This is a genomic window from Streptomyces sp. WY228 (genome assembly GCF_019287315.1).
GTDB classification, from domain to species: Bacteria; Actinomycetota; Actinomycetes; order Streptomycetales; family Streptomycetaceae; genus Streptomyces; species Streptomyces caviscabies.
The window spans coordinates 7614334-7631302 of sequence record NZ_CP079114.1; the positions used below are offsets into that span (position 1 = coordinate 7614334).

The following is a 16969-nucleotide window of genomic DNA, read 5'->3' on the forward strand; positions in this document are numbered from 1 at the left end:
CGGGTGGTGATGCGTCGTTCGCGCCGTCCGTGGGCCGTGGTTCGTAGTCCGTGGCCCGTCGGGCGCGTACGGGGTCAGTAGCCGCGTACGTCCGGCCAGTGGCGCTGCACGCCGTCACGCTCCAGCAGCCGGGCGAACACCTCGAACCGCTTGTCCTCGGCCTGGACCTGGTGCGGCTCGACGCTCTCGGCGACACAGTGCGCGGCCAGCGCGCCGGCGACCTCGCCGATGTTCCATTCCACCGGGTGGAGCCGGTAGCAGCCGTTGGTGATGTGCGTCGTGCCGATGTTCTTGCCGGCCGGCAGCAGATTGCGGACGCGGCGCGGGACGAGCGCGCCGAGCGGTATCTCGAACGGCACCGAACCGATGTCGATGTAGTTGTCGCCACCGGTCGAAGGATGCAGATCGATACGGTAGTTGCCGACGCCGACCGAGTCCCGGTAGCGGGTGCCGCCGTACGGGCCGACGATGTCGATCGAGACGTCGTGCTCGGTGACCGTGGTGACGGCCTTGATCCGCCGTGACTCGCGGACGTACGGCGCCTTCGCCAGACCGTCCGCCGTGCCCGTGACGTCCGGGCGCAGCCGCAGACCCGGGAACCCCGTGCCGCCGTCCGCCCGGGGCGCCTCGGTCTGGAGCCAGTACAGCACCGAGAGCGACAGCTGGCGGGCCTCGGCCAGCGCGGCCGCCGAGGTCTCCTCGCCGTCGCCGATCAGCGGCTTCAACCAGTAGTCGTTCAGCGGCCAGTTGACCAGCGTGATGTCCGAGTCGAACGCACCGGACCGGTGCAGCTTGCGGGCCAGGATCCGGCGGAAGCCGAACAGCTCCTTGTCGCCGGCGTCGGCGGACTGGTCGGCGCTGACGTCCAGCGGATCCAGCTCCGGATTGGGCACGAAGGTGCGCGGCACGGACTCCAGGCTGCGCGGATCGGGGGCCAGGAAGCCGAGCAGCGGACCCGGCCAGAAGTCCGGCTGATAGGTGCGCCAGAAGTCGTAGTCGGCCGGGCGCTCGATGGTGTGGTCCTCGCCCTCGTGGTGCGAGAGCGCGAAACACACCGTGATGCCCTGCTGGTTGAGGGGCTGCGCCTCCTCGGGGGCGTGCGGCTCGTCGTACTCGCTCCGCGCCTCGGCGCCGATCACATGCTCCACACCGGCGAGTTCGAGCAGTTCGCCGGTCTCGGTGGCGTCGATGACGTAACGGGCGCTGATCGTCAGGCGGTTGCCGCCGCGCAGGTCGGCCAGCGTCACGGACCGTACGGTGTCGTCCTCGCCCGCCTCGGCGGCCACCGGCCGGTGCTCGGTGAGCAGGGTCAGCAGACCCGAGGAGCGGTACGGCGCGATCATGGCCTCCATGACGGCGAGGGCGACGCGCGGCTCGTGGCACAGCTTGCTGACCCGCCCGGCGCCCGGGTTGAGGTTGCGCAGCGCCAGCGCCTCGGAACGCATCGGGTACCACTGGCGGTAGTAGTCCCGGATCGCGTCGCGCAGGGTGCGGTACGAGGCGGTGGTGCCGAACTCCTCGACCCACGGGTGCTCGTCCGGCGGAACCGCCTGCGAGGTGAGCTGGCCGCCGATCCAGTCCGTCTCCTCGGTGAGGACGACGGTGCGCCCCGCCCGGCAGGCGGCGAGAGCGGCGGCCACGCCGCCGAGTCCGGCGCCCACGATGAGGATGTCGGGTTCGGATGTCACGGTTCTCCTTGAAGTGCTGGGTGTACGTGGTGCGTTGAAGCGTCGGCCGGCCTCCTCCCGGGGCCGGGTCTACGAGGGTCAGAGGTGTACGGGGGCCGGTCCTGCCGTCGAGCCGGGCCGGAAGGTGCAGGCCACCAGGGGCTCCGTCGCCTCCTCCCCGGCCACCAGCGCGGCGAGCATCCGCACGGCGGCCGCGCCCAGTTGGGGCCGGGGGACGTCGAAGCCGGTGGGGACGGGCCCGTCCGCCAGATCCGGCGGGGGGCTGCCGAGCAGGGCGAGCGAGGCGTCGCGCGGGCAGTCGATGCCGACGAAGTGCGCGGCGCCGTGCAGGGCGCGCCAGGCGTCGCCGGTGTCGGTCTCCTCCGCGACGAACGCGGTCACGCCCTCGTCCAGCCAGCCGCGCAGCCGCTCGGCCGTCAGGTCGCGCTCGGGGTCGGCGGAGCGGAAGACGGCGGCGGGACCGCCGGGCAGCCCCGCCTCCTCCAGGCCCTTGAGGAAGCCGTGCTCACGGTCGGTGGAGGCGGGCGCCTCGTCGTCCTCGCGGACGAGCACGATGCGCCGGTGCCCGAGCGCGGCGAGGTGCGCGACGACCTCCTGGGCGGCGCTGATGTAGTCCGCGCCGACCCACGCCAGCCCCTCCAGCTCGTCCCGGCGGCCGAGGTGCACCACGGGGAAGCCGTCGGCGACCAGCCGCAGCAGCTCGTCGGCGGGGGCGTGGCGGCCGAGGAAGAGGCAGCCGTCGGCGAGCCGCACCCGGTTGAGTGCGTTCGGTCCGGCGGCCCCCGCGCCGCCGGTGCTGGAGCCGGTGAAGAGCACCAGGTCGTAGCCCCGGGCGGCGGCCTCCTGCTCGACGCCGACGAGGAAGGGGTAGTACGAGTGCTGTACGTCGGTGGGGAAGGTGGACGTGAAGCTGAAGACCCCGAGCAGATTGTTCCGGGCGGCGGCGAGACGGCTGGCGGCCGGATCCGGCACATAGCCCAGGGCCCGCACCGCGTCGAGCACCTTGCGCCGGGTCTCCTCGGAGATCGTGGCGCCCTGCTTCCGGGCCCCCAGCACCAGCGAGACGGTGGCCTGCGAGACCCCGGCGAGCCGGGCGACCTCGGCCTGACGCGGCCGGGACGTGCGGCCTGCGGGAGCCGGCGCCCGGCCCGGCCTGGACCGCTTCCTGGGTTCTTCCACGGTGTTCCTCCGGATCACTAATGCGTATTAGTAATGCGCATTAGTGAGTACTGTGAACCTCCGTTCCGCACGGGTCAAGGGATCGCGCAAGACTTCTTTCGGCCCATGTGGGTGCGGGGCCCGGCGCACGCCGGACCCCGCGGAACTCATGAGCGAAGGGAACTCACCAGTCGTGCACGGTCCCGTCGTGGAGCCGGTTGACCGGCAGATACGCGGGCGCGTACGGGTGGGCGGCGGCCAGCTCCTCGTCGAGCTCCACCCCGATGCCGGGCGCCTCGCCCGGGTGCAGATACCCGTCCGTGAAGGTGTAGGCGTGCCGGAACACCGCTTCGGTGAGCGGGGTGTGGCCGGAGTACTCCTGGATGCCGAAGTTGTGCACGGCCAGGTCCAGGTGGACGGCGGCGGCCATCCCGACCGGGGAGATGTCCTCGGGGCCGTGGACAGCGCTCTTGATCTGGTACTGCGCGGCGAAGTCGAAGAGCTTGCGCAGCGGGGTGACGCCGCCGAAGTGGGTCACCGCCGAGCGCACGTAGTCGATCAACTGCTCGGTGATCAGGGCCTGGTAGTCGTACACCGTGTTGAACACCTCGCCGACGGCCAGCGGCGTGGTGGTGGACCGGCGGACCAGACGCAGCGCCTCCTGGTTCTCGGCCGGGGTGCAGTCCTCCAGCCAGAACGGCCGGTAGGGCTCCAGGTCCTTGCCGAGCCGGGCGGCCTGGACCGGGGTGAGCCGGTGGTGGGCGTCGTGGAGCAGCGGCAGCTCGGCGCCGAACTCCGCGCGCACCGCCTCGAAGACGGCCGGCACATGGCGCAGATACGCCGCGGTGTCCCAGTCCTCCACCAGTGGGCGGGCCTGCTGGTGGAGGACCGGCGCCCCGGTGTCATCGGTGTCGGAGACCCCGTACACCGCCTTGAGGCCGGGGATGCCGGACTGGATGCGGACGGCCGGATAGCCCTCGGCGAGCCGGGCCCGTACGGAGTCGAGCAGCTCGGGTATGTCCCGGCCGTTGGCATGACCGTACGTACCGATCCGCTCCCGGCTCGCGCCGCCCAGCAACTGGTAGAGGGGCAGCCCGGCGGCCTTCGCCTTGATGTCCCACAGTGCGACGTCCACGGCGGCGATGGCGGCCATCGTCACCGGACCGCGCCGCCAGTACGCGCCCCGGTACAGCGACTGCCAGGTGTCCTCGATGCGATGCGGGTCGAGGCCGATCAGCAGGGGGGCGACATGGTCGGTGAGATAGCTGACGACGGACAGTTCCCGCCCGTTCAGGGTCGCGTCGCCGAGGCCGGTGAGCCCTTCGTCGGTCGTCAGCTTCAGGGTGACGAAGTTGCGGCCGGGGCTGGTGACGACGACCTTCGCGTCGACGATCTTCATGCGTGTGCGCTCTTTCCGCAGGTGGGGGTCGGAGGTCGGGGGAGTGGGACTCTCAGCCCTTGGTGGCGCCGGACGTCAGCCCGGCCACCAGGTACTTCTGGCCGAGGACGGCGGCGAGGACGACGGGCACGGTGATGAGGGAGGCGGCGGCCATCAGGCCGCCCCAGTCCGTGCTCGCGTAGGAGATGAAATTGAACAGGGTGACCGGCACGGTCTGGGTCCGGTCGTCGGAGAAGACCAGCGCGAACATGAAGTTGTTCCAGCTGAAGACGAAGGCCAGCAGCGAGGCGGTCGCGGTGCCCGGCGCCGCGAGCGGCAGCGAGATCCGCCAGAACGCGCCGAAGGCGCTCAGCCCGTCGGTGCGGGCGGCCTCCTCCAGCTCGACCGGCAGCCCCGCGAAGAAGCTGATCATGATCCACATGATCAGCGGCACCGACACGAACATATGGCTGAGGATCAGCACCGTGTAGGAGCCGACCAGGCCCATCCGCGCGAACAGGTAGTACCAGGGCACCAGCAGCGAGATCGCCGGGACGATGCGCGCCACGAGGATCACGGAGCCGGTACGGCGCATCGAGAACCGGCCCACCGCCCAGGCCGCCGGTACGGCGATCACGGCGGAGAGCATCGTCGAAACCACCCCGACCAGGAGGGAGTTGCCCATCGAGCGCACGATCTGCCCGGCCTCGACGACGGCACGGAAGTTGTCCAGCGTGGGCGTGAACCACAGCCCGACGGACGGATCGGTCACCTGCACATTGGTCTTGAACGCCGCGGCGAACATCCACACCACCGGCAGCGCGAAGACGAGCGACACGACCGTGATGGCGGCCCCGCGCAGCCACGACCCGTACGGCCGGCCCCGCCGGGGGCGTGCGGGGGAGAGGGTGGCACTCATGCGTTCTTCCTTCCGCCCCGGCGGCGCAGCAGCACCACGACACCGATGATGAACAGCGTGAACAGGACCAGGACGGCGGCGGCCAGGCCGTACTCCTGGTAGTCGAAGGTGAGCCCGTAGGCGTAGACGTTGAGGGTCTCCACCTCGAAGTCCGAACCGCCGCCCGCGCCCTTGGTGGCGTAGAGGATGTCGAAGGTCTTCAGCGCGTCGACGGCGCGCAGCACGAGCGCGGTGGCGAGCGTCGGGCCGAGCATCGGCAGGACGACGTACCGGAAGCGCTGCCAGGCGTTGGCCCCGTCGACCAGGGCGGCCTCCTCCGGCTCCTCGGGCAGCGTGGTGAGCCCGGCGAGCAGCAGCAGCGTCATCATGGGCGTCCACTGCCAGACGTCGATGAGCATCAGCGTCGGCAGCGACTGCCCGACCGAGCCGAGGAACTCCTGCCGGGGCACGCCGACCGCTTCGAGCAGGTGGTTGGCGATGCCGTTGGTGGGGTCGAGGATCAGCAGCCACAGGATGCCGATCGCGACCGGCGTGGCGAGCAGCGGAACGATGAGCACGGTACGGACCCAGCGCATCCCGGTGAACGGCCGCCGCATCAGCATCGCCAGGGCGAGCCCGAGCACCGTCTCCAGCACCACCGCACCGACGGTGAAGACCAGGGTGCGGCGGGCGGCGGGCCAGAACCGGCGGGTGTCGCCCAGCGCGTCGGCGAAGTTGCGCAGACCGACGTGGGCGCTGTCGGCGTTGACCGCGCCGAAGGCGTCGGTGAGGCTGAGGTTCAGCGTGAAGACCAGCGGAAAGACGATCATCAGGCCGACGAAGAGCACGGCCGGGGCGAGCATCGCCCACTTGAGCCGCCGGTTGGCCTGCTCGAAGGTCCGCTGCCGCCGCCCGGCCCCGGGCGGCGCCGGGCGCGACGTACGGACGGCGGAGCCCCGGGGGGCTGCCGTGCTCCTGGTGGCCTCGGTGGCCTCGGTGGCGGGCATCAGGACTCCTTGTGGCGGTTGTCGCGTACGAGGAAATCGGCGAACTCCGCGTCCGCGTCGCGCACGACCGGCCGGACGGACTCGCCGAGGATGCCCGCGACCAGCGGACGGCCGACGATGTCCCGGGCCCGGCCGACCTGGAGGACCCGGGGCCGGTCGTAGCCGACGCCGCGTTCCGCGTTGAGCCGCATGGACTCGGCCAGCTCCGGCGGGAAGGCGGCCAGCGTCTTCGGGTCGGACCACACCGAGGAGCGGGCGCCCGGTATGCCCTCCGACTGGAGGGCGGCCGACATCTGGGGGCCGGCGGCCCACCGGATGAACTCCCAGGCGTCGTCGCGCAGTCGGGAGAAGGTGTTGATGCCGAGGCTCCAGGACGGGATGTTGTGCGGCCTGGCCCCGGCCGGCCCGGCGGGGAACGGGGCGAAGCCGACGGTCTCACGCACCCGGGACACCTTCGGGTCGAGGAAGCTGCTGTAGATCGCGTCGGCGTCGACGAAGAAGGCGGCCTTGCCCTGCGCGAAGATCGGCATCGCCTGTTCGAGGCTCATGTTGGTCGCCCCGGGCGGCCCGGAGCCGGCCAGCAGCCGACCGTAGTACTCGTACGCGGCGACGGCCTCGGCGCTGCCGATCCCGGACGTGCCGTCCACGACGAAGTCACCGCCGTGCGAGTAGAGGAAGCTCGACCACTGGGACACCGCGCCGCTGCGCTGGCCCCGGCCGACGTACCCGTAGAACCCGTCCTTCCGGCGGGTCAGCTCCCGCGCGCCCTCCATCAGGGCCTCCAGGGTGCGCGGCGGCCCGCCCAGGTCCTCCACCAGGTCCTTGCGGTAGTAGAGCGCGGGGCGCTCGGTCACCACCGGGACGCTCAGCACCTTCCCGGCCGTGACCGACGCTTCGCGCGGCGCGTCCTGGAAGTCGTCCCAGGCGAACCGGGCGTCGTCGGCGACCCGGTCGCTGAGGTCGGCCAGCCAGCCGTTGTGCCCGAAGAGCAACTGCTCCTGGAGCGCGCGGACCATCATCACGTCCACGTCGGTGCCCGACGCGTTGAGCTTGACGTTGTAGCTGCTCGCGAGCTGGTCGGCGGTGAGCAGCGTCATGGAGACCCGCCGCCCGATCCGCTCCTCGAACTCCGCGGTGCGGCGCTTGACCGCCTGCGACCAGACGTGGTTGATCGCCATGATCCGCAACGGTGTGCCGGCCGAGGGCGTGCCGCCCCCGCCCGAACAGGCGCTCAGCGCGCCCGCCCCGGCGCCCGCCGCGACCCCTGCGGCCAGCCTGCCGAAGGCGCGCCGGCTCAGGAGCTGGCTGCTCGTGGACATCCTTGTCCTCGTTTCTCTGCGTTGCTCTGCGGTACGTGCGTGCTTGTGGGGGTGTGTGCGTGTGGGGGTGCGCGTGCGGGACTCTGGTCCTACCTGGTCCAACTGGTAGGACCAGTTGATCCGGACGTGACCGTAACAGCAGGGAAACCTCTACGACCAGACCCTGAAGCGAAGATTCCGGTGGCTGGACCGGGCTAGCGTCCCGGAGGCGTCCGGCGGCCCTCGGCCTGGTCGAGCAGCGTCCCGATGTGATTGCGCGCCATCGTGTCGACCTGGACATCGAGATCGGCCCCGTACGTCCGCAGCCCCAGCATCAAGTGCTCCCGCATCCGTGCACAGGCGAGGTCCACGTCCCGGGCCTCGACCGCCTCGAAGATCTCCGGGTGGTGCGGCACGCCGGGTTCGCCGATCGAGGGATCGGAGTTCGAGCGGAGCATCATCTCGAACATCATCCCGCCGATCGAGGACAGCATGATCCGCAGCACCGGGTTCTTGCTGGCCACCGCGATGGCATCGTGGAAGTCCATGTCCGCCTGGGCCTTGACGACGACGTCGGTCGCCGACTCCAGCGCGTCCCGGGCGGCCCGCATCGCCGCGATGTCCTCGTCCGTGGCCCGCTCGGTCGCCAGCCGGACCATCTCGACCTCCAGCGGGATCCGCGCCTCGATCAGCTGCCGGACGGTGGGCCGGCCCGCCCGGTAGAGCGCGTCGTACCCCCGGGCCTGCCCGGAGGACTGCTCGCGGACGAAGGAGCCGCGTCCCGGGGCGACTTCGATCAGATGCTGGGCCTCCAGCCGCCGCAACACCTCGCGCACGACGTTCCGGCTGGCGCCGAACTGTGCGGCGAGCTCCCGCTCGGACGGGAGCTTCGTCCCGACGGCGATGGTGCCGGAGCGGATGTCGTGCTCCAGCTCACGGGCGATGCGCTCCGTCAGAAGCCCGCGCCGGGCGGGGTCCGCGACCGGACCGGGCCGCGCGGAGTCCGACGGGGGCGAGGGGACGGACGGCTGCATGATCGCAGCGTACAGCGCCGGAAGCCGCACGCGGCGGCGTGGTCGGGATGACCGATCCGGAGGGGGCGGAAGCCGGACCCGGTCCCTCCGGCATGTCCGCGGTCCGGGCCGTGGTCGACGGGGGAGTGCGCCACTGCGGCATGACCGCCTGACGGGCTCCTGTGCGGGTTGCGGCGGACGAACCGGGCAAAGGGTGGAATCGCCCATCCATGGAAAGGGCATTTCGTGTGCCCGTGACAGGGAGCCGACATGACTGACCTACCTCCTCCGATCACCCCCTGCCTCGAACCCGCGGCGAAGGAGCTGTGCGAGGCCACGGACCCGCACCCGCGGATCTACGAGGTCCCCCCGGAGAAGGGCCGTGACCTTCTGCTCGGCCTGCAGAGCGACCTGAGCGTGCCCCGTCCCGAGGTCGGCGAGGAGTGGGTCGACGTGGACGCGGGCGAGTGGGGCACGGTCCGCACCCGGATCATCCGGCCCCAGGGGACCACCGGTCCGCTGCCGGTGGTCTTCTTCATCCACGGCGCAGGCTGGGTCTTCGGCGACGACAGGACCCACGACCGCCTCTTCCGCGAACTCACCGTCGGCGCCGGTGCGGCGGGCGTCTTCCCCGTGTACGACCGTGCACCCGAGGCCACGTACCCCACCCAGGTCGAGCAGAACTACGCGGTCGGCCGGTGGGTCCTGGAACACGGCGCGGAACACGGCCTGGACACCTCGCGGATCGCCGTCACCGGAGAGTCGGTCGGCGGCTGCATGTCCGCCGTCTTCGCGCTGATGAACAAGGAGCACGGCGGGATCGACCTCAAGGCGCGGGTCCTGCTGTACCCGGTGGCCGACGCCGACTTCGACACCCCGTCCTACCTCCAGTTCGCCGAGGGCTACTACCTCACCCGCGACGGCATGAAGTGGTTCTGGGACGCCTACACCAGCGACCCCGCCCAGCGCACCGAGGTGCACGCCTCCCCGCTCCGGGCTTCCCTCGACCAGCTCCGGGGGCTGCTCACCACCGTGGTGATCACCGACGAGGCGGACGTCCTGCGCGACGAGGGCGAGAGTTACGCCAACAGGCTGCGCGAGGCCGGCGTGGACGTGACCTCCGTACGGGTGGCCGGCATGGTCCACGACTTCCTCCTCCTGGACAGCCTGCGCGACACCCGCGCCGCCAACGTCGCCCGCACCCTCGCCGTCGACGCACTCAAGAAGGCCCTGCACGACGGCTGAGGGCGCGACAGCCGGGTCGCCCCGTGCTCAGGCGCCCGCGTGGACGTGCGCGGCCCACACCGACGGCAGGTTCGGATACGTCGTTCTGAGCAGCCTGACCGCACGGTGGACCGCCGCCGACGCGCACAGCACACCGGATCGACCGGCCGTCAGCTCGCCGTAGACCTGCCGGCTGAAGGCCGGTGCCACAGCGTCGTCCACGCGCCAGAGCGTTCCGACCACCTGGGAGAAGCCGGCGATCTGAAAGGCCGCCAACGGGTGGATCGCCTCGTCGGACAGGCGCGCGGTGGTACGGGCCGTGTCGCAGGCGGACAGAAACGCGAACTCCGCGTTCCGCAGGCGCAGTCGGGAAAGGTCCAGCACCCGGAACGGCGCGCGGTCGTGGTCGTGCAGCACGAGGTGGCTGTCAGAGGGATTGTCCGGGTCGCTGTACCCGTGGCAGGCGAAGTGCGCCCAGCCGCCGTCGGACAGGGCGTCGAGAACGGCGTCACGCGTCGCGTCCGCGCCGACCAGGACCGTGGCGTCCGGGACGAGGGCGGCCAGGTGCCCGGCCTCGGCCGCCGCGCCGGGCAGGTCCGGGGCGTCCGGAGTGTGCGGCATCGCGACCACCAGCAGCCGCGGCTCGGTCCGGTCGTCGCGGCGGCCCGCGCGGGCGTGGCCCAGTGCGCGGATCGTCGGCGTCATCGAGGAGACGACGCGGTCGAGGAGCGCGGGTCCGCCGTCGCGGTGGTGGCCCGCCGCATGGAGGGGAAGCAGGCTGAGCGCCCCGACCGGAGCCCACCAGATCCTCGGCCACGGACCGTCCGCCGCCGGTGGTTCCGTCAGCCCCAACTCGTCGAGCACCGGCCCCGCGACGGTGTCCCACAGCCAGCCGAGCGTGTCGTGGACCGTCTGCTCCGCGGCCATCCGGCCCTCGGAGAACGCGGTGTGCAGAGCGCGTACGCGCTGACTCACGGCCTGCGAGCTCAGCCCGTCCAGCCGGAGCGGCCGGACCCCGTCCGGAGTGAGGATCAGCGCGTCACACCGGTGCCGGCTGACGTTGACGTACACGATCGGACCCTCGTGCGTCTGCGCGGTGAGGTCGGTGAGCAGCGGCGGCCGCAGGAACCGCTCCAACCCGGGCAGCGCGCGGATCCGGTCGGTCACCGCGTCGAGCTCGTCGGCGAGGGCCACCCGGTCGCTCGCGGTGTCGGTCTCGAACTCCGCGGTGAGCGTACGGAAGCGATCGGCCAACTCGGGAGCCAGCTCGCGCAGATCGGAGAGATCGCCGCGGCTGTCGAGCGCCTGGGCGGCCAGCACGCAGCGCCCGGATTCGAGCAGGGTCACCGCGCTCACCTCGTCACCGGCGGCCAGCGCGCACGCGGCCGCGTCGGCGGCGACCCCGGCGAACCGGCCGAGCCAGTACTGGGCGTCCTCGCGGTCCAGGCGGCGCCCGGCGATCCGGGGCAGCAGCCGGACCGCGGCGGCGTACCCCTCGGCGGCGACGTCGAACCGCCCGGCCTCGGCGGCCAGATCACCCCACCGGCCCGCCGCCTCCGCCCGGTTCCGCGCGGGCGATCCGGCGGACGCCGCGGCTTCCCGGTAGCAGTCGAGGGCCTCGGCCAGCGCGTCGTCGTCGCCGAGGTGCCGGAAGCCGAGCGCCAGGACGTTGGCGACGCCGGTCAGCAGACCGGACCGGGAGTAGGCGTCCTGCTCGGGCATCAGCGCCACACTCCGGGCCAGGCCGACCGCCTCGGCGAGAACCTGCGTGTCCACCGGCTCCGGCGGCTCCTGTCGCGCGACGGCAGGCACGGCGGCGTGGACGGCGGGCGCGGCGGGTGAGGCGAGGCTCGTGCACCAGTCGCCGAGCACGGTGGCCAGGCTCGCGGTGTACCCGGGCCGGTGCGGGCTGTCCTCCGGAGTCGCCGCCACGGACGCGCGCCGCGCCGCGATCGCGTCCAGCAACGCGTTCCGGTCGCCGAACCTGGTGTACGCCATTTCCAGCACACCGCCGAGATTGGCCAGCCGCCCCGCCCGTTCCGGGTCGTCGTCCGCCGTCACCTCCACGGCCGCACGGTGCGCGTCGATCGCCTCGTCGAGCACGCTCGCCCCGCCCGTCCTGGTGAACCGGTCGGACAGGATGGCGCCGAGGTTGGAGAGCCGCTGGGCCTGTCCGGCGACCAGGCTCGCGCCGAGGCGGACGGACTCCCGCGCGTGGTCGACCGCCTCCGACAGCACCCGCAGCTCGCCGGTCACCCGGAACCGGTTGTGCAGCACGACGGCGAGGATCCCGAGCGAACGCGGGTGGTCACCCCGCCCGGCCGAGGCCTCGGCGGCACGGCGGGCGACGTCGATCGCGTCCACGACGTGGGCCAGGTCTCCGGTCGCGTGGAACCACGCGTTCAGGTTGACGGCGAGGTTGCCGAGGAACTGGACCCGCAGCGGATGGCCGGCCGGCGTGCACGCGACCGCCTCCCGCTCGACGGCGACGGCCTCCGCGAGCGCGGCGTGGTCCCCGAACTCCTCACCCCGGGTGGCCAGCGCCGCGGCGAAGTGGTCCAGCCGCACGCACCGGCGCGGATGCCCGGCAGGCGTCCCCGCCGCCACCGAGCGCCCGAGCTCGATCGCCCGGTCGAGCAGGTCCGGGTCCCGGTTCCGCTGGAACTCGGCGGCGTAGCGGCCGCACATGTCGGCCTCGGTGTCGGCGCGTTCCCAGCAGCCGGTCGACTCCGGGCGCTCGCCGGTGAGCGCCGCCCAGTCCCGTTCCGTGGTCGTCAGATCGACGAGGTTCCGCGAGTGCCCCGGATCGGTGACCGGGGTGTGGGCCACCAGCGTCCGCCGGACCCGGAGCAGTTCGGCCAGGTCGTCCCGTGCTCCGTGCGCCCGGTAGCGGTCGCCGAGGAGGTACGCGAGGTGCCTCAGCCGTTCGCGTACGTCGTCCGATCCGGCCGGGGTGAACTCCACCGCTCGCCGCGCGGCGTCGACGGCTTCCTCCACGACACCGGTGTCCCCGGTGGCGCGGGACCAGTCGCGCAGGACGACGGTGAGGAAATGCAGACTCCTGGCGGTGAGAGCGTCATCGGGGGAGCAGTCGACGGCGTCCCGCGCGTGCTCGACGGCTTCCGCCAGCGGGGCGAGGTCCTGCGTCACGGTGAAGGCCGTCCGCAGCGCGACAACGAGGTTGCCGAGGTAGAACGCCTTCTTCGCGGACGGTGCCTCGTCGACGGCGCTCCGGCTCCAGTCCACCGCGTCGGCCAGGGTGTCGCGGTCCTGGTTCCGCTGGAACGCGGTGTGCAGCAGCATGCCGATGTTGTTGGCGTAGCTCGCCGAGTCCTCCGGGCTTTCGTACGCCAGGAAATACGCCTCCGTGACGTGCTGAACGGCTTCCTGGAGGAACGCGAAGTCGCCGGCCTGGTGGTAGCGGGTCTGCAACAGGCCCCCGAGGTTCGACAGCACCGAGCGGCGCTCGGACGCGTCCGCGTCCGCGTCGAGCTCGGACAGCACGGCGCGTCCGAGCTCGACCGCGCTCTCGACCGACGCGGGGTCCGGGCTGTGCCGGGCCACGCGGAACGCCTCCCCGAACCGCGCGGCCGGCTCGTCCACGGGGCCGCCCACGCGTCAGTCCTCGGTGCCGTTCGAGGTGCCGTTCGAGGTGCCGGCCGGTCCGCCGGGCGCCTCGTCCGGCTCGGCGACCTCGCGTTTCGGGGTGTAGCCGCGCCCCTCGTCCGCCTCCAGCAGCGCCGCCTCTTCGGGCGAGAGCTCGGGTTCGTACGCCATCACCGCTCCTCATCCGGCACCGTGGCCGGTTCTCCGGCTTCGACGAACTCCAGAACGTCGAAGTCTTCCGCCCGCAGCTGAAGCCCCGCCGTCCCGTGCACGCGCGCGCCGAACGACCCGTCGGCACCCATCACGCGCGCCGATTCGAGGTACAGCTCGGCCGGGTGGGGATACGAGGAGGCGTACGACCGGTGGCCGTACCAACCACCCGCCCAGTTGCCGTCCTTGAGCCGTACGCGGACGAAGCACGGTTCGCGGTCGCGGAACGCGTGGTCCCAGGCGCTGGGCGTGCGCAGGAACCGGGCCTTGCGGCGCTGCCGGTCCACCAGGGAGACGGCGACCGCGGCCACGGCAGGCACGACGAGGAACAGCATCAGGGCGACGAATCCGACCATCCGCGGCCGCTCCACGAAACCGTCCCAGCCGGTGCCGCCGCCGCTGCCGGTGCCGCGCGCCAGACGAACCAGCGCCGGCCCCGCCACCACGGCGTACAGGGCGTCCAGCGCGATCGAGGCGACGATCGCCCGCAGCACCCGCTCGCCCAGATCACGCTCACCCGGCACCGGCCCGCGACGGCGTTCCCGGATGAACTGGTAGGTGACCCCGGGCAGCACCAGAAGGACGAGCAGAGCGAGCTGCACAACGGTCGCAGGCGCCTGCACCTCCGCACCCCCCCATGTCTCACGGAATGTCTTATGTCGGCCTCCGTTCGATCACGCTACTGGCTCGCGTGCCCCGTGACCGGCGGAACAGCCCTTTCCGCGAAAGCACCCGTCCGGGCGTCCAGGGCGGGCGCGCGTCCATGGGCTGCGGCCAGGATGGAGAGGGGCGCCCACGTACGAGGGAGAGGCATGACCGGGAACGGGTCGGACAAGAGCGCACGCGGTGGGCCCGGGGAGCGCGGTGACCCCCGGTCCGGCCTGCCCGACCTGCGGCGGTTCGGGGCGAACCCGGATTTCTGGTACCCGGTGGCCCTGTCCCGGAAGGTGCGCAGGGGACGGGTGGTGCCGACCGCGTTCGCCGGGGAGCGCATCGCGCTCTTCCGCAGCCGGAGCGGTGCCGTCCACGCGCTGGAGGACCGGTGCGCCCACCGGCAGGTGCCGCTGAGCATGGGCGTCGTGGACGGCGAGACGCTCCGCTGCTGCTATCACGCCTGGGCCTACCGCGGCGACGGCCGCATCTCGCAGATCCCGTACCTGTCCAAGGGCGACGGCCGGCCGCCACGCGGCGTGCGCGCCTACCCGGTCCGCGAGGCGTACGGCCTGGTGTTCGTCTTCCCGGGCGACGCCGAGAAGGCGGCGGTCACCGGACTGCCCGAGCTCCCCGACTTCGCCTCACCGACGTACCGGACCATGACCTTCTCCCGGACCGTGCGCTGCCACTACTCGTTCATGCACGAGAACCTGCTCGACATGAACCACCAGTTCCTCCACCGGGGCGTGGTCGGCAAACTCCAGCCGCAGCTGCTGGGGTACGAGAGCGGCCCACGATCGGTCGAGGCCCGCTACCTCTTCACGCACACCGGGGGCAAGCGCAGCCGCAGCGCGGGCGTGCTCGCCGCCGAGGGCATCGGCGGCCGGCCCTCCAGCGACGTCATGACCATCCGCACCGCGTACCCGTACCAGACACTGGACCTGGTCCCGGAGAAGGCCGACCGCCCGGCACTGCGCCTCTGGGCCGTCTACGTACCCGAGGACGCGGAGCAACGCAGGTGCCACGCGTACGGCCTGCTCATGATCGAGAAGCCCAGAGTCCCCGCCGTCCTGCATATGGCCTGGCCGTTCATCCGGCACTTCACCGAACGGGTCTTCGCGGAGGACCGCATGGCCGTCGAGGCCGAACAGCGAGCGTGGGACGAGCAGGGCGAGGACCGCAACCACGAGGTCTTCCCCCTGATCCTGGACGTTCGCGACGTGCTGCGCGCCAACGGCGTCCCGATCCGCCCCCGCACTGCCGCCGCCGGCACCGGCACCCCGGCGTGCGACGGCCGCGTCTGCGCCGACCTGGCGCCCCGTACGGATCCCGGACCGGGCCATGTCGGCGCCAGGTGAGAAGCCCTGCCGTCGGAAGCCCTCGGTTGATCACGGTTGAGTCCTGAGCCGGAACTGTGGCTTCCGCCACAGCCAACGCGATCTCACCAGGTCAAGATCGCCGAGTGCTCGGTCTCCTCTTCCGGCTCCTGCCCTTCTGGGTCCGTGAGCCCCTGTTCATCGTGGTCGGGTCGGTCTTCGGGGTACGCATCATGTATCTCGCCCTCCACGACCATGCATGGCCGGCAGTCGGCATCGGCGTGGCGTTCCTGGTGTTCACCGCAGTGCGCGTCCACACGGTGATCCGGGCGCTCCGCGCCCGCCGGGACACGCGGCCGACGGCATCCGCGGACTCCACGGCGCCCGACGCCGCTGTCCGGCCGCAGCCGCGGCCTCCAGCGGGTCGGCGTCCCGCCTCGGCCGCCCCGGGGAAGGAACCCAACGCATGGGGCCAAGCCGTCGCCGCCGTGGCCCTGTTCGCGGTCCTGGGTGCCGCGCTGTGGCTGGGCCCACGGGTGTTGCCCTCGGAAGACGACAGCACGCCTCGGGCCGCCTCGTGTCCGCGCGGGGAGGGCGAGGCGCTGCCGGGCGCGTACGAGAAGACGCCCCGGGCTGTCACCGGCGACGAGCTGTGCGAAGCACTCAACACGCCTGACCTGGCCCGGCTCCTCGGAACACCCGCGGAGACCGCGACCGTGGCATCCGGCACGAGCGACACCGCCCCCCTGACCGACGGAAAGGTCGCCCGACCGAAGGCCGAGGTCCAGTTCGACACCTACACCGTGAACGTCTCGGTCGCGTACAACGAGTTGTCGATCGCCCAGTACGTGAACCTGATGGAACTCGGGAAGGAGCCGGAGGTCAGCAAGGTCTCGGTCCTCGACCGGCCCGCGGTCCTCTCCTCCGGTCACACCATGGCGATCGAGATCGATCTCGGAAGCGGCGGCTCCGGCGGACCCGTCGAGCAGGGCCCTCCGTCCAGAACGCTGTCCGTGGCCCTCGACCGGAAGGACCGGGGCGGCTACTGCGACATCACGGTCTGGAGCAGGTCCGGAGCCCTCCCGGACGACAGCGCGCTCCTCGCCATCGCCGAGACCGTCCTTCCGGCGGTCTCCGAGCGGACCACGTGACGGGCCGCTCCGGGATCACGCCTCGTTGTAAGTGTTGGAACAGCACTTGACCTGCAAAAACGCAGGCAGGGAGCCTAGCCCAGGAGTACCGCGGTGATGCGAACCATGTTCAAGTCCAAGATCTAGCTGTTCGGCGTCGCCGCAGGTCAGGGGCATCATGTGCCCCCTCAGGTCAGCAAACGGTCAGCATGCGTCCCGGACGTGTCCCCGCTTGCTGAACCTCGACCCGCGGTAAGGCGCCTGAGCAGGATCTTGGACTGGAACGGACCCACGCCCGTCGACCAGCGCGGTACTGGCCGGTGGCGCCGCCGAGATCCCGATCACGCTCCTGGGCCCGCCGTCGCGCTCTCGCTGCGAGGGCGGGCCCA

The 16969-nt window shown here is 71.9% G+C and carries 13 protein-coding genes; 3 read left to right on the plus strand and 10 right to left on the minus strand.

Going from position 1 to position 16969, the window contains the following annotated elements:
- Positions 1 to 74: 74 nt before the first annotated feature.
- From KV381_RS33130 to KV381_RS33160, 7 genes are all read right to left on the minus strand, one after another.
- Positions 75 to 1688, minus strand: a complete 1614-nt coding sequence (locus tag KV381_RS33130) for an FAD-dependent oxidoreductase (protein ID WP_193462804.1) — start codon at positions 1686 to 1688, stop codon at positions 75 to 77.
- Positions 1689 to 1766: 78 nt separating this feature from the next.
- Positions 1767 to 2867, minus strand: coding sequence for a LacI family DNA-binding transcriptional regulator (locus KV381_RS33135; RefSeq protein ID WP_030623029.1), 1101 nt, complete (start codon positions 2865 to 2867; stop codon positions 1767 to 1769).
- 163 nt (positions 2868 to 3030) lie between these two features.
- Positions 3031 to 4245: a D-mannonate dehydratase ManD gene (gene manD, locus KV381_RS33140; protein ID WP_030623027.1), complete on the minus strand. Its 1215-nt coding sequence runs from the start codon at positions 4243 to 4245 to the stop codon at positions 3031 to 3033.
- A 52-nt stretch (positions 4246 to 4297) separates the two neighbouring features.
- Positions 4298 to 5143: a carbohydrate ABC transporter permease gene (locus KV381_RS33145; protein WP_218786959.1), complete on the minus strand. Its 846-nt coding sequence runs from the start codon at positions 5141 to 5143 to the stop codon at positions 4298 to 4300.
- Positions 5140 to 6129 (minus strand): carbohydrate ABC transporter permease, encoded by a 990-nt coding sequence (locus tag KV381_RS33150; RefSeq protein WP_218786960.1) that lies wholly within the window; start codon positions 6127 to 6129, stop codon positions 5140 to 5142. Before KV381_RS33150 ends, KV381_RS33145 begins: the two co-directional genes overlap by 4 nt.
- The gene (locus KV381_RS33155; protein WP_218786961.1) at positions 6129 to 7448 is read right to left on the minus strand and encodes a sugar ABC transporter substrate-binding protein; all 1320 of its coding nucleotides are present in this window, start codon (positions 7446 to 7448) and stop codon (positions 6129 to 6131) included. The genes KV381_RS33150 and KV381_RS33155 overlap by 1 nt, the downstream gene beginning before the upstream one ends.
- A 194-nt stretch (positions 7449 to 7642) precedes the next feature.
- Positions 7643 to 8461, minus strand: coding sequence for a FadR/GntR family transcriptional regulator (locus tag KV381_RS33160; protein ID WP_030076665.1), 819 nt, complete (start codon positions 8459 to 8461; stop codon positions 7643 to 7645).
- Between the two features lie 249 nt (positions 8462 to 8710).
- Here KV381_RS33160 and KV381_RS33165 point away from each other — a divergent pair, with 249 nt between their 5' ends.
- Positions 8711 to 9685, plus strand: coding sequence for an alpha/beta hydrolase (locus KV381_RS33165; protein ID WP_030076667.1), 975 nt, complete (start codon positions 8711 to 8713; stop codon positions 9683 to 9685).
- A 27-nt stretch (positions 9686 to 9712) separates the two neighbouring features.
- Here KV381_RS33165 and KV381_RS33170 read toward each other — a convergent pair whose 3' ends face one another.
- From KV381_RS33170 to KV381_RS33180, 3 genes are read right to left on the minus strand one after another with little or no spacing between them, the layout of a single operon-like run.
- Positions 9713 to 13279, minus strand: a complete 3567-nt coding sequence (locus KV381_RS33170; protein WP_256995205.1) for a CHAT domain-containing protein — start codon at positions 13277 to 13279, stop codon at positions 9713 to 9715.
- A gap of 3 nt (positions 13280 to 13282) precedes the next feature.
- Positions 13283 to 13441, minus strand: a complete 159-nt coding sequence (locus KV381_RS33175) for a hypothetical protein (RefSeq protein ID WP_181007958.1) — start codon at positions 13439 to 13441, stop codon at positions 13283 to 13285.
- Entirely contained in the window at positions 13441 to 14103 is a 663-nt protein-coding gene (locus KV381_RS33180; RefSeq protein WP_032789869.1) for a DUF6338 family protein, read from the minus strand. Before KV381_RS33180 ends, KV381_RS33175 begins: the two co-directional genes overlap by 1 nt.
- Before the next feature lie 189 nt (positions 14104 to 14292).
- Between KV381_RS33180 and KV381_RS33185 the strand changes: the two genes are divergently transcribed.
- Positions 14293 to 15492 (plus strand): aromatic ring-hydroxylating dioxygenase subunit alpha, encoded by a 1200-nt coding sequence (locus tag KV381_RS33185; protein WP_218786962.1) that lies wholly within the window; start codon positions 14293 to 14295, stop codon positions 15490 to 15492.
- Between the two features lie 104 nt (positions 15493 to 15596).
- A complete protein-coding gene (locus KV381_RS33190; protein ID WP_030623012.1) occupies positions 15597 to 16601 on the plus strand; it encodes a DUF6215 domain-containing protein in 1005 nt (334 codons plus the stop codon).
- Positions 16602 to 16969 lie beyond the last annotated feature (368 nt).